This window comes from Microbacterium mangrovi (genome assembly GCF_000802305.1).
GTDB classification, from domain to species: domain Bacteria; phylum Actinomycetota; class Actinomycetes; order Actinomycetales; family Microbacteriaceae; genus Microbacterium; species Microbacterium mangrovi.
Genome location: NZ_JTDK01000003.1, coordinates 15609 through 37808 on the forward strand (window position 1 = coordinate 15609; position 22200 = coordinate 37808).

Below are 22200 nucleotides of genomic sequence, written 5' to 3' on the forward strand. Positions count from 1 at the left end.
GGGTGCTTCACGTCACAGAGGCACACGGCGGAGGAGTGCAGACGGCGATCTCGCACTTCGCAGCCCTGACGCCCGACATCCGTCACTCCGTCTTCGCGCGGTCGCGGCCGGGCGAGTCCACGGTCTCGCCGAGCGACGTCGACCTCCGGCTCGTCTCCGGGTCGATGCGAGAATTCTTCGGCGAGGCGCGGCGCACGATCGTCCGGGAGCGCCCTGACGTCGTGCATCTCCATTCGAGCTGGGCCGGCGCGCTTCGCGCGACGCTGCCGCGCCGTACCCGGGTCGCCTACTCGCCGCACTGCTTCGCGTTCGAGCGCACCGACCTCACGTCGGCCGCCCGGCGAGGCTATCGAACAGCCGAGCGCGTCCTGGCGACACGCACCGCGATGCTCGTCGCGGTCAGCCCCGACGAGCAGGAGATCGGGCGGCGGCTGCGCCCTGCGATGCGCACGAGCCTCATTTCGAATCTGGCGCCGATCGATGAACTCGCCGTGCGCGCATACACAGCGACACGCAACGTCGTCACCGTCGGACGCATCGGCGCCCAGAAGGACCCCGCGCTCTTCGCCGAAGTCGCTCGGATCGTCTCGGCCTCGTCCGGCATCTCGTTCACCTGGGTCGGTGACGGGGACCCGCTCCTCCGTGCGACGCTCGAGGAAGCCGGGGTCAGGGTCACCGGGTGGCTCGCTGCTCCCGACGTTACAGCCCTCCTGCGCGGGCACGCCCTCTACCTGCACACGGCAGCGTGGGAGGCGTCGCCGATGTCGCTCGCGGAGGCCATGACTGCCGGCCTTCCAACCTTGTGCCGCCGGATCCCCTCTCTGGAATCGCTCGGATATCCATGCGCCGGGCCGGACGCCGCCGACCTCGCCGAAGCTGTCACGCGGTACTTCACAGTCCGAGGCGAATCCGACGCGCTCGCTGCCGCCACCCGGGCGACGATCCGCGGGATGAACGACCCGGGCCTCTACGACGACCTGGGCGATGTCTACCGAACGATCGGCGAGCAGCCGTGACGGGTCGAGAGCCGAGGCCTCGGCGCGGTGATGCGCGCAGACCGAGTGGGCGGACCATGAGCGAAGGGCCGAAGCGCCGACTGCTCGATGGGCCGGTCTTCGAGCGGCTCCTGCTGCTCGCGGTCGTCTTCATGCCGTTCCAGTACGCGATGACACTTGACGTCGGGTTCCCGCTCAAGATCAGCGAGATCCTGATCGGGCTCGCAATCGCCGTCTACGTCCTCGGACCGCGCAAGCGTCGCGTTCGGTGGGACGTCGCGAGCTGGGCAGTGTTCGCGATGGCAATCACGCTCGGGTTCTCCGCCCTGGTCAACTTCGTCCCACCGCCCTCGGGGTTGAGCGCGAACGGGTACACGCGAGGATTCGAATTCGACCTCGCCCTGTACACCGGCTACGCGGCATTGTCGCTGACGTTCTGGTCGATTCTTCGCCGCGTCGATCGCGAGAAGACGGCGCGAGCGATCGTGATCTCGATCTGGCTGTGCGGCGGTGCCGTCGCGTTGCAATGGGTGGCACAGCTGACCGGCTCCACCGGCCTGATCGCGCGGCTCGGGTTCCGGACGGTCGGTGTCACGGGCGATGTTTCGTCTTTGCGATCCGGACCGTTCCTCGAAGGTCAGCACCTCGGCTTCTACGCCGGCGCAGCGCTCATCGTCGCCTTGTACCGCCGAAGCTACGTCGCGGCGGGCGTCGCGGTGCTTTGCATCGTCTACTCCCAGTCGACCACCGCGTACGTGGGTCTCGCTGTCGGCGTCCTTGCCGCCCTACTGCTGCGTCCGAAGGCGAAGTACGTCGTGCCGATTCTGGGCACCGCCGCGTTCGTCGCGCTCGTCGCGATCATCATCCCCGGGTTTCGGAACGTTCTCGGGAAGCAGCTGGCGAAGCTGGGTCTCACCCAGTTCGCGCCGAACTACGCTTTCGCGACGACGTCGCTCGACACTCGGACGATCAAGTCGCAGATCGCGTTCGCCATGGCCCAGGACCACCCCCTGTTCGGTGTCGGCCCAGGCCGGTTCGGGGCATACTTCAACCGATACTCCGGCGAATACAAGCTCCCCTGGATCTACTCGACGGATGCCACCCGGCCCATCGCCGAGAACGCCTACGGGCATGTGGCATCCGAGTTGGGCTTGTTCGCTCTGGCCGCCTTTGTCGTGCTGATCGTGGCCATCATCCTGCGCAACCGCGTCGGATCCCCGCTTCTGCTCGCTCTCGCCGGCTATCTTGCCGTCGGCGTGGCCACACAGTCGTCCTGGACGTTCCTCCCGATCTGGACCTTCATCGCCCTGCTGTCGACGCGGGTCCCGGCCACCCCCGAACCGCCGCTGCGGACCACCGTGACCGATGACGCGGGCGCCCCGACGGAGCATTCAGGCCGCATCCTCGTCGACCCCTGAGCCGGCCGGCGCCTGGCGCACGCTGCGCGCGAGAACGGTGAAGAGCACCATGGTCGCGGCCTCCGCAACGATGAGGGCGGCGAAGACGCTCTCCAGAGTGCCCGCCGTGTGGGCGGCGGTTGCTCCCATGGCGAGGTAGATTACGTTGGATGCCGCTCGGGCCCAGAAGACGGCGGTGACCCGACCCTCTCGACGCATGCGGGTGAACGGGAGCGTTGCGGGCACCGAGAGCGCCTTCCAGATGCACGCGAGGACGAGGGGCACGAACCCCACGTATGCCCAGGAAGTGGAGAAGATCACCGCGAACAGTCCCAGGAGGTCGGCAACGATGACGGCGATGAGTGTCAGCATCGTGAGGGTGGAGAGGAACAGGACCATTCGCACCGACGTCGCGCGCAGCAGGCGGGTGCGCATGTAGCCGAGAACGGGCTGGAGTATGCCCAGCACGGTGAGGATGAGACGGAACCCCACCGCGGCCTCCGCGCTGATCGCGCCCAAGACGATTGAGTTGAGGATGAGCGGCATCGAGGCGACGATGGCAGTCTCGGATGCGACCCACAGAGCTTTGCGGGGATCGACGTGCTCCGCGGGATGGCTCGGAACGCCGATCGCGCGGATGGCCACCGCGGCGATGATCGCCGCGGCGAGGATGAGAAAGGCCCAGGAGACCCCGGCGGTGCCGACGAGGAATGCGGAAAGGCAGCCGACCCCGAGCACAGCGGCCGTCGCGAGCTCGCCGCGCCACCGATGATCGCTGATTGCGTGCAGGCGTCCCATCTGCAGGGACGCCATGGCCAGCGGCATTGCGAATACCACCGCCCACGACGTGACCGGCGCGAACAGGAGGAGGATGCCGCTGAGCACACCGGCCGCGGTGGACCACCACGGGATGTAACTCTTGTGTGCGATCGTCGGATCGGCGAGCCGCGCTTCGATGACCGCCGCGCTGCTGACGCCGCTCAGCAGGACGCCGACGCCGAGCGCAATGGCGATGTGCGCCTGTTCACCTGTGGTGTACGCCCGTGAGGCGATCGCCTGCGCGGTGGCCGGCACGACTGCCACGATCGCACCGGCCACGATCATCGCGAGGGAACTGCTGGCTGTTCCGACATCGGATCTGCGGATGACCTGCATCAGCCGCGCCTTCCATCCGGGCGCAGCGCGACGTCCATCAGCCGTGGCACGTCGGTCATGCCACGGACTCGTAGACCGCGATGTGCTGCTCGATGCTGCGGCTCCAGCTGAAGCGCTTCACCCACTCGGCGCCGTCAGTCGCTGCACGACCCCGCCACTCCTGGTCGGTCAGGGCCCGGTGGATGCCGGCGGCGATCGCCTCGCTGTCGAGGCCTTCGAAGCGCAGGGCCGGGCCGGCGACCTCCTTCAGCGATCCACGATCCGAGCATGCCACGGGGACCCCGGCGGCCAGCGCTTCGAGCACGGGCATCCCGAACCCCTCGTACAGCGAGGGGAAGACGAAGAGACTCGAGTGCTGCATGAGTGCGACCCTGTCGTTGTCGGAGACGAAGCCCAGAGGGATGACGTGCGGAGACGCCTTGATGGTCTGCAAGATGGCGTCGAAGTTCCATGCCGGGCGGCCGGCGATCACGAGCGGCACGTCGAGGGTCCGCAGCGCGGGGTGCTCGAACGCGGCGACCAGCGCCTCGATGTTCTTGCGCGGCTCCAGGTTGCCGAGGTAGAGCACGTACTCCGACGGCAGGAGGCGATTGAGCTCGGGAGAGAAGGCACGCCGTTCTTTGAAGGGCTCGTAGTCCACCCCGTGCGGGATCACCGAGATGCGCGCGCGGTCGAGACCGAAGACTTCGGCGACGTCGTCGGCTGAGGATTGGGACACGGTGATCACACGTGCAGACGAGCGGATCGCCCGCTGAACGCGGAACCGCCAGAGGCGTTCCTGCCGGGGTGTGCGGGCGACATCGATCCAGCGGCTCGCGACCCCGTGGACGGTGACGACGCTCGCCGCGCGAGTCTTGATCAGAGAACCTGTATCGGCGGAGTAGTGCACGACTTCGCCGCTCCGCCTCCGTGAGCCGTAGACCGTCTCCTCGACCATCGTCAGGGCCGGGTGGACGCCCATCGGCATGAGCCCGGTGGCGATTCCACGCTCTTCGAGCCCAGCTTTGATGCGCCGCGCATACGTGGTGTTACCACCGACATGCCGAGTCACGACGCGCGCGGGGAATGTTACTTTCACGAATGCACTCCAAATGGCACCGGCCCGCAGATGACGAGCTCATGGGATACAAGAGACAGGGGTGAGGGGGTGCCCGCCGCAGAAAGGCGCCGTGTGCTCAAGTATATTGCGCGACTCGAGCTGCCCGCGGCCGGACGAGAACGCAATTCAGCGTCGGCGGCACGATAGACTTCAATGCGAATTCGGCGATTGCCGGGGGATCGGGGCCCCGGTGCGATGGGGATGTGATGGGACAGGACGAGGCAGCGCTCACGCTCGTTGAAGGGACGACGCTGGCACATGCTCTCATGGCCGAGATCGCTGCAGCCTCCGGCATCCGGTTGCTCTCGATCAAAGGGCCGGCAGCCGACCATCATGAGCTCCGGCCTCCTCGGGTTGCCGCGGACGCGGACGTCCTCGTGGACCCCAGCGACTTCGACAGGTTTCTCGGCCTCATGGTCGAGCGGGGCTGGCACGAGCGCGTGGAGCGGACCGTTCCGTCGTTCCTCGGACCGCACTCTGTCACGATGATCAACGAGCGCTGGCCGAACGACATCGACGTGCACTTCTGGTTCCCCGGCTTCTTCGCCGACCGCGCCGTCGTCTTCGACGCGCTCTGGCGAGGTCGGGTGGCAATTCCTGTTGCGCACCGAATCGCGCAGGCCACGTCGCGGCCCGACACGGCCGTCATCCTCTGCCTCCACGCGCTTCGGTACACGCGGTCGGCAAGGCATGAGAAGGAACTGGCACATGTCGTTGACGTCATGAAGAGGACTTTTTCTGAGGCGGAGCTGGAGCGGGTAGCCGAGATTGCACGCATCGGTCGCGCGCAAACTGTTCTCGAAACGGTGTTGCGTCAACTTGAATTGGATTATCGGTCCGACCTCACGGCCGACGAGATCGCGGCCTGGGATGCCAACAGGCACACCATTGAGAGTGGCTCTGCAGTGGCCTGGCTGAGTGAGATCAAGAATGCATCATGGTCGCGGAAGCCCGGTCTTTTCCTGCGAGCAATGTGGATCTCGCGTGAGGATATTCCGCGCAACGATCCAGCGGTGATTCCGACTCGTCGAATGGCGTGGGCCCACCGCTGGTCGCGCTGGTGCCGTGGTGCGCTGGCGCTCGTGCATCTTCGCCGGTTCAGCATCACCCAGCGCAAGTGAGCCGAGCGATCGTCCGACCCAGTCGCCGTGGTGCTCGTCGGCTGGCAGTGATCCGCTCCGGCAATCAATGCGCGGTCTCCCCGGGGGAGACGACGGCGTTGAACGTCTTGGCCAGGATCGTGAGGTCGCCGGCGAGCGACCAGTTCTCCACGTAGTACAGATCGAGCCGAACGGCGTCGTCCCAGTCGAGGGCCGACCGGCCGCTGACCTGCCAGAGGCCCGTGATTCCCGGTCGCGTGAGGAGCCTGCGGCGTGCGGCGTCCGTGTAAAGAGCCACCTCTGCGGCGATCTGGGGCCGCGGGCCGACGAGACTCATCGATCCGCCGAGCACGTTGAGAAGCTGGGGCAGTTCATCGAGGGAGTACTTGCGGATGAACTTTCCGATCGGGGTGATGCGGGGATCGTCCTTGACCTTGAACAGGGGTGTTTCGCTGGTGCCCTGCGCCGCGAGGAGGGCGGCGAGCTCGGCATCTGCACCGACGCGCATCGAGCGGAACTTGATCATCCCGAAGGGCTTGCCGTGTTGTCCGATCCGGCTCTGCACATAGAACGCGGGGCCGGTGCTGGACACCTTCACCGCGATCGCGAGCGCGATGAGGACGGGAGAGGCGATCAGCAGGAGGACTGCCGAGCCGACGACGTCGAAGGAACGTTTGAGGAATCGCTGACCTCGCGTGAAACGCGGGGTCTCGACATGGATGAGCGGGAGGCCGGCGACGGGCCGGGTATGAATGCGCGGGCCCGCGATGTCGATCAGCGTGGGAGCGAGCACGAGGTGCTGCTTGCCGGGCTCCAGGTCCCAGGAGAGCTGCTTGAGTTGCTGGGGTGTGAGGTCGCCCGTGCTCGTCACGGCGACGGTATCTGCGCCCGTAGCCGAGAGCGAGGCCTTGATAGCGTCCAGATCGCCGACGACCGGGATGTCGCAGTCCTCGCCGAGGGCACCAGCACGGGGCCCGCCCGCGAGGCACGCTCCGACCACGGTGTAGCCGGCACTGGGGGCGCGGCCGAACTCGTGCGCGAGCTGGGTCACCGACGCGACTGAGCCGACCAGCAGCACGCGCGCGCTGTAGTTGCCGGCCCGGCGCTGCGCGACGAGCCACCCGCGCCATGCGCGGCGCCCCGTCAGCAGCAGAACGATGCCGAGCGGGAGGCTGATGAGCAGGTAGCCGCGGGCGACATCGATGCGCACGAGAAAGGCGACGATCGCGATCATTCCGAAGAGGTTGAGGCTCGATCGGATGATGCGGACGTATTCGGCGCTCCCGGTGCCCATCACGCGGTCGCTCCGAGAGTCGACGAGGGCGAGCGCGAGCATCCAGAGGCTCACCAGCCCGATGGAGAAGGCCCAGTAGGAGAATGGCGAAACGAAATTGCTCTCGCGCGTCGCGACGTCTGCGGGCTCCAGACCGAGCCAGAGGATCTGCGTTCCGAACACGACGGCTACCAGAAGCGCCAGGTCGGTTACCCACACACGCGTCGCGTAGCGGACGCGCCAATTGTGGGGCTGCGACACGAGGGCGTGCCCCAACCGCTGTGCGGCATCCACAGCCGTATTCAGTTGTGATCCCACGGATGCGTCGGCCGTCATGCTGCCCCTCGTCCCCAGTCTGAGCTCTCCGGACGGCGCGTGAGAGTGTGCGTGCCCGGAGCGGGAGGACCGATACCGCTCAATGCGTTGTCACGGGGATCGCACAGCCCAGTATCAGACCTCTCCCATCGGAGGCTAATTCGCGTCGACCGGGCTCGAACCAGAGGTTGGCGCGAGGTGAATGAAATGCGTCGCGGGGTGCATGTTGCGCCTCATGGGCAGCGAGGTGGCTTGCTGTGTGATCGATCTGCGACAACAACGAATCAATTGGCGACGGGTCTGGGGTTGCGGAGCGTCGGTGCTGGCAAAACTGGTCCGGTGGATGGCCCGCCGGATGTCATCCACAGACAGTCCCACCACGGAGGAAGCTATGGCCGAGCTCGACAAAACCGCAGAGAGCGGACTCAACCGCCGCACCGTCATCAAGGGTGCGGCGTGGTCTATCCCGGTGGTGGCTGCCGCCGTCGCAACACCGCTCGCCGCCGCGAGCGTGACGAACTCGAGTCTGGCCTGGACCAGCACCCAGAGCGGTCTGTTGACGCTCCAGCTGCTGAGCGGCGGCGGGACCGCCACGGCTGGCGTCGCGATCACGCTTCCGGACGAGTTCACGCTGACCAATGGCGCCGGTGCGCTGAACGCGAACGCAACGGTGACGATCGTGGTGGGCAAGCCGACGGCGGGTGTGAATGTCACGCTTGGCACGGCGCGCGGTTTCGGCGTGTACAAGCTCAACGGCGTGGTGGTCTCGGGTCAGAACAATGCGGCCTACACGGGGGGTGTCGGTTACCCGACCACCACGTTCACCCAGACGGGGGTGAACTTCACCGCCGCGTCGAACGGCGCGGTGGTGATCCCCGTCGAGTTCGGCCTCTCGGGCACCCACACGACACCGCTGGCGCTCAACCTTCTGACGACGTTCCCTGTCACACTCACTGTGGATTTCGGGGGCACGACGTACACCGCGACGACGACGATCAGCGTTCCGATCGGAGCGGGAATCCTCTGACCAGCCTCGCTTTCCCAGCTGCCCGCCACCGCCTCGCGCCGGTGGCGGGCACCTGTGTTGTCAGCGTCAATTCGAACCGGCGTCCTCGTACGCGTTTGGGGGAGTTCAATGGAACTACGTGACTACCTTCGACTTTTCCGCGCGCACTGGCTGGGGATGATCATCATCGTCGTCGCCACGGTCCTGCTGGCCTACTGCTGGACGCTGCTCCAGCCCCAGGTGTACTCGGCCGATTCGAGCGCCATCGTCAAGGCGCAGCCGGCGGGCAACGACATCGGGTCGGCGGTCGCCGGCAACAGCCTCGCAAGCTCACAGGTCAAGACGTTCGCCGACCTCGGCTCGTCACGCGCGGTCGCGGACCGGGTCATCGCCGAACTCAAGCTCTCGACCACACCCGAATCGCTCGTCTCCGACATCACCATCACGAACCCCGCGGATACTCTCGCGATCAATGTCAGTGCAGACGCGTCCACGCCTACAGAGGCGCGTGACATCGCCGAAGCCTGGGTTCGCGGTATGGCCGCCGAGGTCAACCGGCTCGAGACAGGTAACGCCGCCAAAGCGGGCGCAATCTACCTCCAACCGGTCGACTCGGCTCGGCTGCCCACGGTACCCTCGTCTCCGAACGTGAAACTCGCTCTCGCCGTCGGTCTGCTCATCGGCCTCGCTCTCGCGATCGCCTACGCGGTCGTCAGGTACACCCTCGACCGGCGCATCCGTTCGGTCGAGCGCGTCGAGGCCGAGACCGGTGTCGCCGTGATCGGCACCATTCCCGAGGAGAAGTCGTTCACGTCTGAGGAACGGCTCATCCCGTTCGATGGCGGCAACTCGCTCACGAGCGAGAACGTCCACATGTTCGCGGTCGCCGAGGCGATGCGCGAGCTTCGCACCAACATCCGCTTCCTGGATGTCGACAACCCGCCGCGGGTGCTCGTCGTCTCCAGCCCACTGCCCGGCGACGGCAAGACGACGACGGCATCCAACCTGGCCATCGCGCTCGCGTCGGCGGGCGAGCACGTCCTGCTCATCGACGGCGATCTGCGCCGCCCGACGGTCGGCAAGGTGTTCGGCCTCACCGGCGGCGCCGGGCTCACCGACGTGCTCTCGGATCGGGCCGACATCACCCAGGTGGTGCAGCAGGTGCGCGGCGTCCCCAACCTTCTGGTGCTCGGTGCGGGCAAGGTGCCGCCGAACCCGAGCGAGGTGCTCGGCTCCGAGCGTATGCACGACCTGGTGCAGACGATCGCACGCGAGGCGATCGTGATCATCGACGCGCCGCCGCTGATCCCGGTCACCGACGCGGCCGTGCTCGGACACAACGCCGACGGCGTGATCGTCGTGGGAACGGTCGGCAAGACGACCTACGAGATGCTCGGCAAGGCGCTCGCGAACCTGGACCGGGCCGGCACGCGTGCGCTCGGCATCGTGCTCAACCGCGTTCCGCGCCGCGGCGCCGGGGCCGCCTACTACGGCTACCAGTACCACGGCGAGTACTACCGCCGCGACGAGCCCGACGCACCGGCACCCGCGCCGACGCCGATGCCCGCGCCGGCCGGCGATGCACAGTCTCCGTCGCCGTCGGCGAACCCCGTCCGCAGCGGGAACGTCGCCGCCGCGCAGTCGGCGAGCTGACCCGCGTGGCGCACCTCGACCTCAGCGCGCTCGGACGCACGATCCGACTCGACCTCGCAGCGGACCTTCCGGCCGAGGTCGAGGCGCGCGTGCGCGACGCGTGGGCGGGCGGCACGATCTCGGCGACGATTCCGGATGCCGTCCTTCCGGTCGAGCCGGCGGCCGACGCCGACCGGATGCTCGAGCGACTGTCGGTGGAGGTCACCCTGCGCGCCCTGGACCTGACCCGGGGGAGCCTGCGTCTGTTCCATGCGGCCGGGATCGCTGCCGACGACGGCCGGGTCGCGGCGTTCGTGGGCCCCTCCGGCCGCGGAAAGACAACGCTGAGCCGCACGCTCGGAGCGCACTTCGGATACGTGTCCGACGAGACGGTGGGCGTGGCATCCGACCTGACCGTCCTGCCGTACCGCAAGCCGCTCTCGATCGTGCGGGAGGGGCATCCGAAGCAGCAGGTCGCGCCCGGCGCGGCCGGACTGCGGGACCTGCCCGCCGCGCCGCTGCGCCTCGCCGCGCTCGTGCTGCTCGACCGGCAGGGCGACATCGGAACGCCGCGCATCGAGCCGGTCCCGTTCGACCGGGCACTCCTCGAGCTCGTGCCGCAGATGAGCTACCTGGGCGACTTCGCGCATCCGCTGCAGACCCTGGCCGGACTCGTCCAAGCCGTGGGCGGGGTGCGCCGTGTGACGTACTCGGAGGCCTCGGATCTGGTCTCGGTGATGGACGAGCTCCTCGCGCCCACCGGTGAGCCCGCCGCGTGGCGCCCCGCGCTGCCGGTTCGCGGCGGAACCGCGCAGTCGCCGTCCGGCGACGTGACCGACGCGGTCGAAGCGGACGGGATCGTGGCCGTCTATGCGCGAGGACGCGTGCACATCCTGGCCGGGATCGCCCCGGCCGTCTGGCAGGGCCTCGAGGCCGGGCTCGATCGTCGCGCGATCGTCGAGCACGTCGTCGAGCAGCACGGCCGGCCGCCTGTGGGCGAAGCGACCGAACTGGTGGATGCGGCGATCGTCGAGCTCACCCGGGAAGGCCTGCTGCGCGCGGCTTGAGGGTCAGTGGACCGGTTCGCCCGCGCGGAGGCGCGACGGTGACGGCATCCCCTCGGCCTGCAGCGCGCGACGCATCTGCAGGCTGTTGTTGAAGCCGGCGTGCGCGGCGATCTCTTCGATCGGCAGCGGACGATAGTCGGGATGCCGCAGCAGCTCGACCGCGAGATCCACGCGATTGCGGCGCAGCACATCGCCCGGAGTCGTTCCGACATCGGCGAAGGCGCGCTGCACCTGGCGCACGGACACGTGCAGCTCGCGGGCGAGCTGCGTCGTGCCGTACTCGCGCTCGGACCGGTGGGCGAGAAGGAGCGCACGCGATCGCTCGAGCAGCGAGGCGGGCGCCCGGTCGGGGGTCCGCGCCGAATTCTGGTCCAGCAGCGTCGCGAACGCCATCTCGACCAGCAGCCGTTCGATCGCGTAGCGGCCGATCGACGACGGGTCGAGCGAGCCCGGCACGAGCGTCGTGGCGAAGGAGGTGAGACCGCGCACGAGCAGCGAATCGTCGATGGGCGTGGCGTCCTCGGGCGCGACGTCGGCGAACTCCGCGAGCGCGGTGGGCGGGATCCATCCGACGATCACGTCGGCATGTCGCCGCCACGGGATGGTCACCCGCGCGTTGGCGGTGAGGAAGACGGCCGCGCGTGCAGTGTCGCCGAACGGCACGCCCTCGCCGTCGGCGGCGATCACGAACGCGTGGTGCGTGAGCGGTGCCGGGAGCGCGCCACCCCATTCCCAGGGTGCGATCGGGGTGACGTGCCGGGTGAGGATGACGGATCGGAAGCTTCGGACGGCGACCAGACCGGTCTTCTGCGCGCCTGCGCCGAGGTGGGGTCGCAGCAGCTTGGTGCTGAGATCGTTAGCCATCGTGCGTGGTGCTCCTTGGGGGATCGGTGCGTTCCGCCGCGTGGTCAGAGTACAGGGCGAACGGCACAATCACCGCATCGTGACATGCGAGGAGCCGGGCATCCGCGCACGGTGAGGGGGGCGCCGTGTGCACCATTCGTAACGGTATACCAGCAACGACGAGGTTTCTCGGATTGCGTCATAGACCGTGCGCACGACGGACACGAGCCGTCGTCTTTGGGACACTGGTGATGTCATTCCGGGGAGGACAGATGAGGGTTTCGGTCATCGGCTGCGGGTATCTGGGCGCAGTCCACGCCGCAGCAATGGCGTCGATCGGCCACGACGTCGTCGGCGTCGACGTGGATGCTGCGAAGATCGAGGCACTCTCCCGCGGGGACGCGCCGTTCTACGAGCCAGGACTGCAGCAGATCCTGACCGACGGTGTCGCCGCTGGAAACCTCCGCTTCACGACCGACATGGCCGCCGTGCGGGGGAGCGCCGTGCACTTCGTCGGCGTCGGAACGCCGCAGCAGCGCGAAGGTTCCGCCGCAGACCTCACCTACGTGAACGCGGCGTTCGCGCAGTTGCTGGAGCACGTCTCGCCGGGCGACATCGTCGCGGGCAAGTCGACCGTGCCCGTCGGAACGGCAGCCGGTCTGGCCGAACGGGTGCACGGCGCCGGGGCCGTTCTGGTCTGGAACCCCGAGTTCCTGCGCGAAGGCTGGGCGGTGCAGGACACCGTCGACCCCGACCGCCTGGTGGTCGGGGTGCCGGCCGGATCCGAAGGCGAGCGCGCCGCCCAGGTTCTTCGCGAGGTCTATTACCCGTCCGTCGACAAGGGCACGCCGTTCATCGTGACCGACTACGCGACGGCCGAGCTCGTCAAGGTCTCGGCGAATGCCTTCCTCGCGACCAAGATCTCATTCATCAACGCCATGGCCGAGATCGCCGAAGCCACCGGTGCCGATGTCACGACTCTCGCCGAGGCGCTCGGGCACGACGACCGCATCGGGCGCCGCTTCCTCGGTGCCGGGATCGGCTTCGGGGGAGGATGCCTCCCCAAGGACATCCGCGCCTTCGCCGCGCGCGCCGAGGAACTCGGCAAGAGCCAATCGGTGGCGTTCCTGCGCGAGGTCGACGCCATCAACCTGCGACGCCGCGCCCGCGCGATCGAGCTGGTCGTCGAGGCCTTCGACGGCGAGGTCTACGGCAAGCGGATCGCAGTGCTCGGGGCGGCGTTCAAGCCGCACTCCGACGACGTGCGCGACTCGCCGGCGCTGGATGTCGCCGTGCAGCTCAAGGGTCTCGGCGCCGAGGTCGTCGTCACCGATCCTCAGGCGATCCCGAACGCGCGCCGGCTGCATCCGCAGCTGACCTACGAGGCCAGCCGCGACGAAACCCTGCGGGGTGCGGACGCCGTGGTGCTCGTCACGGAGTGGGACGAGTACCGTCGGCAGCTCAGCCCCGAGCACGCCGCCTCACTCACGGCGGGCCGCATCGTCGTCGACGGCCGCAACTGCCTCGACCCGGCGGCCTGGAAGGCCGCCGGGTGGACCTACCGGGGCATGGGGCGCAGCTGAGTCCTGCCTGCTCAGGCTGCCGGCTTGCAGGTGAACGTCCAGGTCGGAATGGTCGTCCCCAGGCCTGCGCCGTTCGTGTCGATCGACCAGTCGACTTCGTACACGCCGGTAGCCGGCGCTTTGAAGGTCAGTCCGCTCGAGACGGGGGCCGCGTAGAACGTGATGTTGTACCCGGCGCTGCCCTGGACGACCGTGACGAGATCGATCGCGAAGCTGGACGGCACGGACGCGACCTTCGCCACGATGGTGTCGCCGGCACGGAGCGCGACGCCGGAGTAGGTCGGCTTCGCCTGCCGTACAGGAGCGCCGGTGAAGGACGCGCACGAGTACGAGGGTGTGGGTGTGGGTGCCGGCGGCTGCGTCTTTCCGCCCTTCGCGGCGAACGCCGCCGATCCTGCGAGAAGTGCGACGGTCATTCCGACCGCTGCGCCACCGGCGGCGAGCGCCGCAAAACGTGTCTTCATGGGCGATCTCGATTCCTCAGACGAACGTGAGACAGGCGCCCCACTGGGTGCATTCTGTTACATCAATAGCAGAAGCCACACCAGTCACGCCATGCCCTGTTCGTCGAGGTCGACTTACGGGCCGGAGCATCCCTGGAACCGCACGAGCACGTCGCCGTCCGTGGGCAGTGCCGCGACATCGCCCTGCGAGCGTATACACGTCGCCACGGCCGGGTCCAGCTCCGTAAGGCGGTCCTGTGACGGCCGCTCGAGGCCGAACAGCCACACCGCTGCGCCACCCGTCGCGCCTCCGACGACGCTTTCGGTTCGCCAGGGCCGGACCGAGACGATCCGACGCAACTCGAGCGGCGGCTGGTCTCCCGATGCCAGCCGCGCGCGCAGCTGAGAGGCATAGCGGTCATCCGCCGTCGCCTCGGCGAGGCCGTACGCGAGCCCGCCCTCGCCGAAAGCCTGCGCGACGACCAGGAGGTCCCCGGGCTGCGCCTGCTCCCGCAGGATCCCGGCGATCGTGCCGTACCCGTCGACGGACGGCGCGGGATGCCGGATCCGGCCGACCGTCGCGGATGTGCCGGTGACGAGGAGGACGGCGACGACGATCGCCGCCGCCGAGCGCACGATACGTCGGTCCGAGCGCTGCGCAACCCGGACGAGCGCGCCCACGATCAGAGCGGCTCCGAGGCCGACGGCCGCGAAGTACCGGGGTACGAACACCGGCACCGTCAGCCACGACGCGATCAGCAGCAGCGACCAGGGGACGACGAGCAGCGTGATGCTGAACGCGACGACGGGGGGCCGTAGAAGGCGGGCGGACAGCACGGTCACCGCCATCCCGGCGACGAGCAGGGCGAGAACGACGAAATCGAGGGATGCCGCATGCGGCACAGCGGTGCCCGTGACGTCCGCAAGCGCGAGGATCGCCGCGCGCGGCGACGGCCGGGGGATCCACGCGACCTGCTCGCGCTGACCCCACCCGACCGCCAGCAGCAGTCCGGCGACGAGCACCGCAGGCAGCGATGCCGCCGCCCCGCGGAGCTTGGCGCGGCGTCCGCGGCCGACAGGCAGGAGCCCGGTGACGACCACAGCGATGACCGCGAAGAGCTGCATGAGCACCGCGAACGTCGCGGCGATCACGAACACCCACCACGCCCAGCGCCGCCCGGTCAGCGCCACGTCGAGCACGAGCACCGCCAGCGCGACCGCGCACACCGCCAGTGCGGTCGGCCTGGCCTGGACACCGAAGCCCACCAGCACCGGATTCAGCGCCACCGCCAGGCCCGAGATCAGGGCGGGCCCGCGGCCCCACCACCGCAGCGCGACGGCGGCGACGAGCCCCGCGGTGGCGCCGAGAGCGAGCAGCGAGACGATTCGGGCTCCGGTGATCCCGAAGCCGGGCACCACGAGATGCATGAGCAGGTAGTACGGCGCGAGCACCGCGTCGACGTGCGCCGCAGCAGCTGCCAGGTCACCCGGATCGAGGAGGGCGAACGCGGCGGTGGCGTACTCATCGCGCCACGGCTCGGCCCGCATCCCCGACAGGATGCCGACGACGACCGCGACCGCGACAGGCGGCAGCACAGCGGCAACTGCGGCGCCGCGCGATGGGACCGCGAACCGGGCCGCCGGCGCGGCGCGATCCGCGTCCGCGCTGGTGACCACGCGACGATCCTATTGGCACATAATGGGTGGCATGACGGGCCGCCGATGACACGATCGTGACCGACGACGCACAGAAGCAGGGCTCGGGATACGTGCCGGCCCTCGACGGGTTGCGCGCGATCGCCGTCGGAGGAGTGTTCCTCCTCCACCTTGCGGCGGCGTACTTCCCCGGTGGGGCCTTCGGCGTCGACGTGTTCTTCGTCCTTTCGGCATTCCTCATCACCGGACTCCTGCTGAAGGAAGTCGACGCGACCGGGCGGGTCGACTTTCCCGCGTTCTACTGGCGCCGTGCGTTCCGGCTCCTCCCGGCCTTGCTGGTATGGATCGTCCTCGCATCGACCACCGCGGTCCTCGCGGGCCAGGCGGCCAAGGTCCCCTGGAGCGCTGCCGGGGCGCTCTTCTACTTCAGCGACTTCCTGCAGGCCTGGACCGACTGGGTGGCGACGGCATTCGACCAGGCGTGGTCGCTCTCAGTGGAGGAGCAGTTCTACTTCATCTGGCCGGCACTGCTCGTGCTGGTGATCCTGCGCGCCACCCCGCGAGCCCAGCGCTGGTTCTTGAGCCTGTCCGTCGTCGCAGCGGCCGCGTTCGCCTTCACGGATCCGAACTACTTCCTTCCGACCGCCCACCTGCTTCCGCTCGTGATCGGATGCTGGGCGGCCGAACAGCGCGCCCGGGGCTGCTCTCCGTGGGTGGGCACGGTGGCCCGCCTGCGCTGGGTGGGGATTCCCGCGCTGCTGGTCTTCGTCGTGGCCGCCCTCATCCTGCCGCCGACGCCCGTCGACCATGTCGTGTTCCTCGTCGTCGCCGTGGCATCCACCGTCGTCGTCCTCAACGTCACCAGCGGCGAGCGCACCGTGGCGGCGAGAATACTGGGCAGTCCCGTTCCCCGCTGGCTCGGTGCGAGGTCGTACGGGATCTACCTCTACGGGCTGACCCTGATGCAGCTCGTCCCGTTGCTGACCGGGCTCCGCCTTACCTACGCCGCACCCGTCGACGTCGTCCTCACGCTTGTCGTCGTCGCCGTCTCGTACCGATACCTGGAATCGCCGGTCCGGCGCTGGGGTCGACGATGGCTCAGCCGGAAGTCGGATCGTCGTCCGGATGCCGCGACCGCGTGAGGGCTCCGGGACGACGCCGGTCGCGTGCCTCGGAGCCGTGCCACGGGTCGCGGCCGATGCGCGTCGATAGGCTGGGCGCATGACGGAATCGGGTGCCATGGTCCCGCTTTCCGCGCGCATCGAGATCGGCAGGGCGTCTGTGCAGACCGTTGCGGACGAGTGCACCGCCGACATCCTGCACATCAAAGGCGATGCCGTGGACCCGTCACTGGGACTGACCGGAGCATCCGGAACCGACATCGACCTCATCGTGCGGCCGGCGCACGTCGCGCGCCTGCACGGCGCCCTGGAGCGTCACGGCTGGGTCGTCTACAGCACCTTCCGCGGGGGATCGCCGTTCGGCCATGCGCAGACCTACCACCACGAGCTCTGGGGATACCTCGACGTGCACCGCTTCTTCCCCGGCATCGAGACACGGCCGGATGCCGGATTCGCCGTGCTCTGGGTCGATCGGACGACCGGAACCTTCGCGGGCCTGCCCGCGTCGGTGCCGTCCCTCACCGCCCAGCGCCTGATCGCGCTGCTCAACTCCGCCCGATCGCCGCGCCCCGACGTCGTGGAGCGGTTGTGGGCCGACGCATCCGCAGAGGATCGGACGGCGGTCACGGAGCTCGCCGACGCCCTCGACGCCCGGGTCGCGCTCGCCGCCGCCACCGGAGACCTGGAGCGGTTCCGTGACCGACGCTCCTACCTGCTGTGGAACGTGCTTCAGACGGGCGGACCGCGCACGGTCGAATGGCGTGCTCGCGTACGTGCGGCACCGACCCGGCGGGAACGGGTCCAGATCCTCCTGCGCGCTCCGCAGGTGAACGTCGAACACCTGGCACACCGTCTCGGCCGAGCACCGACGCGGTGGGAGATCACCCGGGAGTTCTTCGCGCGGCCGGCCACCGCGGTGCGCGAGGCGCTCCACGGACGAGGACGACGCTCGTGACGCGCTTCGTTCCCGGCCCCGGCGTCGCCAGCGTGGTCGCCGAAGACGCCGTCTATCTCGCGTGGATGCCGGACGGCCCCCTGATGGCCCTGGAAGGACCGGCCGCCCTGATCTGGCAGCAGCTTCTCATCGACGGAGATCTCGAGACCCTGAGCGACCGGGTATCCCCCCGGGTGCACGAGCCGCCGGACGACCTCCCCGAGCATGTCCGCGCCTTCGCCCGTTCTCTGGTGGACCAGGGGCTCCTGAGGCCGGTGACTCCGCCGGCATCCTGACCGATCGCCGCTCGGTGCTGAGATACTTGCGGAAAGCGGATTTCCAGGGCGGGGTGATCACCATGGCATCGAGTGCGGGGCGGACGAGTCGTGCGCCGCGTCTGTCGTTCGCCTGGAGCCTCACCTGGCGGTGGGTGGCCTTCGCGCTCGGAGCCCTCGCGGTGACCTATCTGATGCTCGACCGAGGCGTCGCCGCCGGGCTGACGACGGCGATCGGCGTCGCGCTCCTCGTCATCGCCCTCACGCTGACACCCCGCATCCCGATGGCGATTCCGCTGATGTCGATGCCCGTCCTGTTCGTCGTGGCCCGGTTGGGTGCGGGGAACGTCAACCTGACCGTGTCCGACGCGATGCTGGCCGCGGCCTTCGCCGCCGCACTGCTCTTCGCCGAGCGCCCGTTCAGCCGTGAACTGCGGGCGCTCCTCTGGTTCAACGCGATCTACCAGTTCGCCACCCTGATCACGGTCATCGTCAACCCGTTCGTGCAGAACAGCGTCGAGTTCTTCCACGCATGGCTGCTGATCTCCGGCGCGCTCGTGGTGGGATGGGGCGTCGGCGCCGCCGGCTACGCCAAACTCGCCTTCAACCTGATGATCGGTGCGGCACTCGTCATCGCCGCCAGCACGATCGCGACCGGCGTCCTGCACTACGTCCACGGCGACTTCAAGCCCGTCTTCCCCAGCTGGCCGTTCGCCATGAACAAGAACTTCGCCGGCACCGCGATGGCCTTCGCGGCGCTCATCGTCTACGTGGATCCGCCCTGGGCGATGTTCAAGCGGAGCACCCGTCGCACGCTTCTGACGGTCTTCGCGATCGCCATCCTGTTCACCCAGTCCCGGCAGGCGCTCATCGGCCTCATCGTCGCGATCATCCTCGTGGTGAGCCGACGCCGGCTGTTCGGGCACTCGCGCCTGGTGCTGCTGATGATCATCCCGGCCGTGATCCTCGTGATCTCCATGGTGCACGACCAGATCGTCTCCCAGAACAAGTTCAACTCGGTCTTCCAGCGCCTCAACTGGCTGAAGGAGCTGTACGCGTACTGGAAGCACGAACCGTTCGTCGGACACGGGCTGCGGTACTGGTACGTGAACCCCGACATGAACTATCAGCCCCCGCAGGGCGAGGTGGAGGTGCTCGTCACCTCGGGGCTGATCGGGCTCGTCGCCTTCCTGGTCATGTGGATCGGCATCATCGTCGTCCTCTGGCGCATGGATCCGGCCTACGGCACCCTGGCCGCGACCGCGGTCATCAGCCGCCTCGTGCAGGCGCAATTCGACCTCTTCTGGGTGAGCGCGCAGGTGTCGATCCCCTTCGCGATCGCCGGCATCTGCCTGGGGGCAGCCGAGTACGCGAAGAAGCATCCACCGGGGGGTGCCGGGGAGGAAGCTCTGCCTGCAGCGGTCGATGAGGGTGCGTTCCGGCCGCGCACCGGCGCGAGGACGTCAGCCGGCTGACGTCGCCGGAGCCGTCGCGGCGACGACCTCGACGAGGCCGGCACGCCGGAGTTCTGCGGTCGCCTCCTCGATCGCCGCGTCGACGTCCAGGCCCTCCGGTGCCGGCGGCATCCCGGCCAGCACGTCGTCGCGAAGCTGCTCGGGGGAGACGCCGTCGGCGGACCGCCACACGGCACTGCCGAGCCCTTCGAGGACGTGGAGGCGCGAGCGGCTGAGCACGGCGATCCGGTCCCCGTCGGCGACGGCTTCCGCGAACGGGGCGCGCCGGATGCTTCCGGGGGCGGCCGTCGGATCATCGGCCGGGTGCATCGCGGTGACAGGTCGGCCGCTCGCCTCGCCGGGAGCGAGGATCTCGTCGACGACCGCGCACAGATCGCCTGCTTCGGCGTAGCGGACGCGGCGGACGCCGCCGGTCCGTGCGATGAGTGCGGCCAGCGTGGTGAGGGGTTCGGGCACGGATGCCAGAGAACTCGTCTGCGACACCAGCTCCGCGAGGGCGTCGATGAGATCGACCGATTCCACCTGCACCCCGGAGCCGTCCGGGTCCCGATCAAGCAGGACGAGCGCCCCGAGCCGAAGGGCGCCGTCCGCGACCGTCAGCCCGACCTCGTCCGGCGGATAGAGGGTCTTCGTCCCCGGCCGGTTTCCGACCGACAGCGGCTTCGGGTACGGGATGATGCTGCCGTCCGGTCGGATGCCGACCGTCTCGTCGGACACGTAGGCGAGCGATTGCCCGAGCGCGCGCGACGCGGTCGTCTTGCCGCGCCCGGAGGGACCGACGAGGGCGATCACCGACCCGTCCCGCGTCGCGAGTCCTGCCGCGTGGAACAGGAACGCCCGGCCGACGAGGGCACGAAGGCCCACCAGGGTGAGTTCGGTCGCCAGCGTGTCGGGCGCCTCGCTCGGATCGTTCACGAGAACCGATCGGGCCGGCCCCCCGCGATCCGGCGATCCGACAGTGCGCACGCGAAGCGCCTCGAGCCCGAGCGGCGCATCGGGGACCTGCAGATGTGCCCACTGCTGCGCGATGCCCGCGCGGACGTCGGCCGGGATCGACTCGTCGAGCTCGACCCGGACAGCGCTCGTCAGAACGCGAACCGTGAACGTCATCGTCTTCCTCCCCAGAAGGCCTCGCCGTCGAGCCTATCCACGACTCCCAGCCGCAAAGTCGGGTCGTGTCCTAGCATGGTCTGATATTGGATCTGGGGCCGAGGGGGAGCATGGAGCTTCGCGACTATCTGCGGGGGTTGCGCCGGTACTGGTTGGCAGTCGTGCTGATGACCATCGCCGGGGTGGCCTTCGCCGCCGGGTGGGCGGCCATGCAGAAGCCCGTGTACGCGGCCACCGCGTCCGCATTCATCTCCACGCCGGCGAACGCCAAGAACGCGGCGACCGTCGTCGGGCAGGGAATGTCCGTCCCCACGGGGTACGTCGCATCCTTCACCGAGTACGCCGCCTGGAAGTCGACGGCGCAGGGGGCCATCAACGCGCTGCACCTCAGCGCGACGCCCGGTGACGTGGCGGGGCGCGTCACCGTGACGAGCACGCCGGACACGGCGATCCTGTCGATCACCGCGACGGGCGACACTCCGGCTGAGGCCGAGAACCTGGCGAACGCCTGGGTCACGGGCCTCCACAAGACGATCGACAAGGTCCAGGGCACCGGCACGGCTGGGTCCGCACCGATGAACGTCTACCTCGGAAACCCCGCCGAGGCCTCGCCGATCCCGGTCTCGCCGGACTGGAAGACAGCCCTTCTCGTCGGCGGCGTCATCGGGCTCGGGTTCGGCATCGCCTTCGCGCTCACCCGGACGGCATCCGACCGGCGGATCCGCGCCGGCGAGGAGGTGACCGGGAAGCTCGGTCATCCGGTGGTCGGGACGATCCCGGAGCGCCCCGTGGACGGCAAGAAGCGACGTGGAGCGGACACATCCTTCGCGTTCGACGAGTCCATGCGCGTGCTCCGCACCAATCTGCAGTTCATGGACGTCGACAACCCGCCGCGCGTCATCGTGGTGACGAGTCCCGTTCCGGGTGACGGAAAATCGACGGTCGCGGTCGAGCTCGCCAAGGCGCTCGCGGCGAGCGGCGCACCGACGGTGCTCGTGGACGGCGATCTGCGCCGCCCGACCGTCGCGAAGAAGCTCGGGCTGCCCGCCGGGGCCGGGCTCAGCGACGTGCTCGCCGGTCGAGCAGTGGTCACGGAGCTGCTGCACCGGGTGACGGGCATCTCCAACATGCTCGTCCTCACCGCGGGCACCGTGCCGCCGAACCCGAGCGAGATCCTCGGGTCGGAGCGCATGCACGGGCTGATGAGCTACCTGTCGACCGAGGCCACCGTGATCGTGGATGCCCCGCCGCTGCTGCCCGTGACCGACGGCGCCGTGCTCGCGCACCAGGCGGACGGCGCGCTTCTCGTGGTGAGCGCAGGAAAGACGACGTTCGATCTTGCCGGCAAGGCGCTGGAGGCCCTCGAGAACGCGCGCGGCCGTGCCCTCGGCATCGTGATCAACCGGGCTCCGATCCGCGGGGCGGATGCCTCTCCGTACTCCTACGCGTACTACACCTACTACAGCCAAGACGGCACGCCGGCGACGCCCGCCGCCGCAACCACGCAGGCCGCCGAGGAGGCGGACATGCCGCTCGATGCCGACGACCCGTTCCTGGAGAGCCTGCACCGCGCCGCCGGCGGGGAGAGCGCCCCGGCCGCAGAAGTGCCGGACACCGCCGAGCTCGACCTCCGCGACGTCATGACGCCGCTGCTCGATGACGGGGACCTGACTCCGCGGACCACGCGCGATCGCAGTCGTCGCAGCTGAGCGTGGCGCGTG

Annotated in this window: 19 protein-coding genes; 12 read left to right on the plus strand and 7 right to left on the minus strand. The window is 68.8% G+C overall.

The window, feature by feature from the left end; all coding sequences use genetic code 11:
* Window positions 1-2: 2 nt before the first annotated feature.
* Together LK09_RS03170 and LK09_RS03175 are read left to right on the plus strand one after the other, a co-directional pair.
* Window positions 3-1016 (plus strand): glycosyltransferase, encoded by a 1014-nt coding sequence (locus LK09_RS03170; protein WP_197060956.1) that lies wholly within the window; start codon window positions 3-5, stop codon window positions 1014-1016.
* Window positions 1017-1072: 56 nt separating this feature from the next.
* Entirely contained in the window at window positions 1073-2413 is a 1341-nt protein-coding gene (locus LK09_RS03175; protein ID WP_039395903.1) for an O-antigen ligase family protein, read from the plus strand.
* Here the strand turns inward: LK09_RS03175 and LK09_RS03180 are convergent.
* Together LK09_RS03180 and LK09_RS03185 are read right to left on the minus strand one after the other, a co-directional pair.
* Window positions 2387-3547, minus strand: a complete 1161-nt coding sequence (locus LK09_RS03180; RefSeq protein ID WP_039395905.1) for a hypothetical protein — start codon at window positions 3545-3547, stop codon at window positions 2387-2389. The two genes, LK09_RS03175 and LK09_RS03180, sit on opposite strands and share 27 nt — an antisense overlap.
* A gap of 55 nt (window positions 3548-3602) precedes the next feature.
* Window positions 3603-4598 (minus strand): glycosyltransferase family 4 protein, encoded by a 996-nt coding sequence (locus LK09_RS03185; protein WP_197060957.1) that lies wholly within the window; start codon window positions 4596-4598, stop codon window positions 3603-3605.
* 254 nt (window positions 4599-4852) lie between these two features.
* On the opposite strand from LK09_RS03185, the gene LK09_RS20540 reads away from it, so the two are divergent.
* Window positions 4853-5767: a nucleotidyltransferase family protein gene (locus tag LK09_RS20540; RefSeq protein WP_052226363.1), complete on the plus strand. Its 915-nt coding sequence runs from the start codon at window positions 4853-4855 to the stop codon at window positions 5765-5767.
* Window positions 5768-5831: 64 nt separating this feature from the next.
* On the opposite strand, the gene LK09_RS03195 is transcribed toward LK09_RS20540, so the two are convergent.
* Window positions 5832-7355 carry a sugar transferase gene (locus LK09_RS03195; protein WP_082008024.1) on the minus strand — a complete coding sequence of 508 codons (1524 nt, stop codon included), beginning with the start codon at window positions 7353-7355 and terminating at the stop codon, window positions 5832-5834.
* Between the two features lie 370 nt (window positions 7356-7725).
* On the opposite strand from LK09_RS03195, the gene LK09_RS03200 reads away from it, so the two are divergent.
* From LK09_RS03200 to LK09_RS20545, 3 genes are all read left to right on the plus strand, one after another.
* A complete protein-coding gene (locus LK09_RS03200) occupies window positions 7726-8361 on the plus strand; it encodes a hypothetical protein (protein ID WP_052226365.1) in 636 nt (211 codons plus the stop codon).
* A 108-nt stretch (window positions 8362-8469) separates the two neighbouring features.
* On the plus strand, window positions 8470-9993 hold the full coding sequence (locus LK09_RS03205; RefSeq protein ID WP_082008025.1) for a polysaccharide biosynthesis tyrosine autokinase: 1524 nt from the start codon (window positions 8470-8472) through the stop codon (window positions 9991-9993).
* Window positions 9994-9998: 5 nt separating this feature from the next.
* The gene (locus LK09_RS20545) at window positions 9999-11039 is read left to right on the plus strand and encodes a hypothetical protein (RefSeq protein WP_052226367.1); all 1041 of its coding nucleotides are present in this window, start codon (window positions 9999-10001) and stop codon (window positions 11037-11039) included.
* A 3-nt stretch (window positions 11040-11042) separates the two neighbouring features.
* Here LK09_RS20545 and LK09_RS03215 read toward each other — a convergent pair whose 3' ends face one another.
* On the minus strand, window positions 11043-11903 hold the full coding sequence (locus LK09_RS03215; RefSeq protein ID WP_039395909.1) for a helix-turn-helix transcriptional regulator: 861 nt from the start codon (window positions 11901-11903) through the stop codon (window positions 11043-11045).
* A 251-nt stretch (window positions 11904-12154) separates the two neighbouring features.
* Here LK09_RS03215 and LK09_RS03220 point away from each other — a divergent pair, with 251 nt between their 5' ends.
* A complete protein-coding gene (locus LK09_RS03220) occupies window positions 12155-13465 on the plus strand; it encodes a UDP-glucose dehydrogenase family protein (RefSeq protein WP_039395911.1) in 1311 nt (436 codons plus the stop codon).
* Window positions 13466-13476: 11 nt separating this feature from the next.
* Here the strand turns inward: LK09_RS03220 and LK09_RS03225 are convergent, their stop codons facing one another.
* Both LK09_RS03225 and LK09_RS03230 read right to left on the minus strand, forming a co-directional pair.
* On the minus strand, window positions 13477-13929 hold the full coding sequence (locus LK09_RS03225; protein ID WP_039395913.1) for a hypothetical protein: 453 nt from the start codon (window positions 13927-13929) through the stop codon (window positions 13477-13479).
* 114 nt (window positions 13930-14043) lie between these two features.
* Complete coding sequence (locus LK09_RS03230) at window positions 14044-15585, minus strand: glycosyltransferase family 39 protein (protein WP_039395915.1); 1542 nt, start codon at window positions 15583-15585, stop codon at window positions 14044-14046.
* A 56-nt stretch (window positions 15586-15641) separates the two neighbouring features.
* Between LK09_RS03230 and LK09_RS03235 the strand changes: the two genes are divergently transcribed.
* From LK09_RS03235 to LK09_RS03250, 4 genes are all read left to right on the plus strand, one after another.
* Window positions 15642-16706 carry an acyltransferase family protein gene (locus LK09_RS03235; protein WP_039395917.1) on the plus strand — a complete coding sequence of 355 codons (1065 nt, stop codon included), beginning with the start codon at window positions 15642-15644 and terminating at the stop codon, window positions 16704-16706.
* 79 nt (window positions 16707-16785) lie between these two features.
* Window positions 16786-17640, plus strand: coding sequence for a nucleotidyltransferase family protein (locus tag LK09_RS03240; protein ID WP_052226368.1), 855 nt, complete (start codon window positions 16786-16788; stop codon window positions 17638-17640).
* Window positions 17637-17915, plus strand: a complete 279-nt coding sequence (locus LK09_RS03245; RefSeq protein WP_039395919.1) for a hypothetical protein — start codon at window positions 17637-17639, stop codon at window positions 17913-17915. Before LK09_RS03240 ends, LK09_RS03245 begins: the two co-directional genes overlap by 4 nt.
* Window positions 17916-17977: 62 nt before the next feature.
* Window positions 17978-19369 carry an O-antigen ligase family protein gene (locus tag LK09_RS03250; RefSeq protein ID WP_156138638.1) on the plus strand — a complete coding sequence of 464 codons (1392 nt, stop codon included), beginning with the start codon at window positions 17978-17980 and terminating at the stop codon, window positions 19367-19369.
* On the opposite strand, the gene LK09_RS20550 is transcribed toward LK09_RS03250, so the two are convergent.
* The gene (locus tag LK09_RS20550; protein ID WP_052226370.1) at window positions 19358-20479 is read right to left on the minus strand and encodes a P-loop NTPase family protein; all 1122 of its coding nucleotides are present in this window, start codon (window positions 20477-20479) and stop codon (window positions 19358-19360) included. The genes LK09_RS03250 and LK09_RS20550 overlap by 12 nt on opposite strands.
* A gap of 110 nt (window positions 20480-20589) precedes the next feature.
* Between LK09_RS20550 and LK09_RS03260 the strand changes: the two genes are divergently transcribed.
* Window positions 20590-22188: a polysaccharide biosynthesis tyrosine autokinase gene (locus LK09_RS03260; protein ID WP_052226371.1), complete on the plus strand. Its 1599-nt coding sequence runs from the start codon at window positions 20590-20592 to the stop codon at window positions 22186-22188.
* Window positions 22189-22200 lie beyond the last annotated feature (12 nt).

What these genes read in the sequence shown, in the direction of transcription:
- LK09_RS03175 (WP_039395903.1), top strand. Translation starts at nt 1,073, where the DNA reads ATGAGCGAAGGGCCGAAGCGCCGACTGCTCGATGGGCCGGTCTTCGAG.
- LK09_RS03180 (WP_039395905.1), bottom strand. Translation starts at nt 3,547, where the DNA reads ATGCAGGTCATCCGCAGATCCGATGTCGGAACAGCCAGCAGTTCCCTC.
- LK09_RS20540 (WP_052226363.1), top strand. Translation starts at nt 4,853, where the DNA reads ATGGGACAGGACGAGGCAGCGCTCACGCTCGTTGAAGGGACGACGCTG.
- LK09_RS03195 (WP_082008024.1), bottom strand. Translation starts at nt 7,355, where the DNA reads ATGACGGCCGACGCATCCGTGGGATCACAACTGAATACGGCTGTGGAT.
- LK09_RS03200 (WP_052226365.1), top strand. Translation starts at nt 7,726, where the DNA reads ATGGCCGAGCTCGACAAAACCGCAGAGAGCGGACTCAACCGCCGCACC.
- LK09_RS03205 (WP_082008025.1), top strand. Translation starts at nt 8,470, where the DNA reads ATGGAACTACGTGACTACCTTCGACTTTTCCGCGCGCACTGGCTGGGG.
- LK09_RS03215 (WP_039395909.1), bottom strand. Translation starts at nt 11,903, where the DNA reads ATGGCTAACGATCTCAGCACCAAGCTGCTGCGACCCCACCTCGGCGCA.
- LK09_RS03220 (WP_039395911.1), top strand. Translation starts at nt 12,155, where the DNA reads ATGAGGGTTTCGGTCATCGGCTGCGGGTATCTGGGCGCAGTCCACGCC.
- LK09_RS03225 (WP_039395913.1), bottom strand. Translation starts at nt 13,929, where the DNA reads ATGAAGACACGTTTTGCGGCGCTCGCCGCCGGTGGCGCAGCGGTCGGA.
- LK09_RS03240 (WP_052226368.1), top strand. Translation starts at nt 16,786, where the DNA reads ATGACGGAATCGGGTGCCATGGTCCCGCTTTCCGCGCGCATCGAGATC.
- LK09_RS03250 (WP_156138638.1), top strand. Translation starts at nt 17,978, where the DNA reads ATGGCATCGAGTGCGGGGCGGACGAGTCGTGCGCCGCGTCTGTCGTTC.
- LK09_RS20550 (WP_052226370.1), bottom strand. Translation starts at nt 20,479, where the DNA reads ATGACGTTCACGGTTCGCGTTCTGACGAGCGCTGTCCGGGTCGAGCTC.
- LK09_RS03260 (WP_052226371.1), top strand. Translation starts at nt 20,590, where the DNA reads ATGGAGCTTCGCGACTATCTGCGGGGGTTGCGCCGGTACTGGTTGGCA.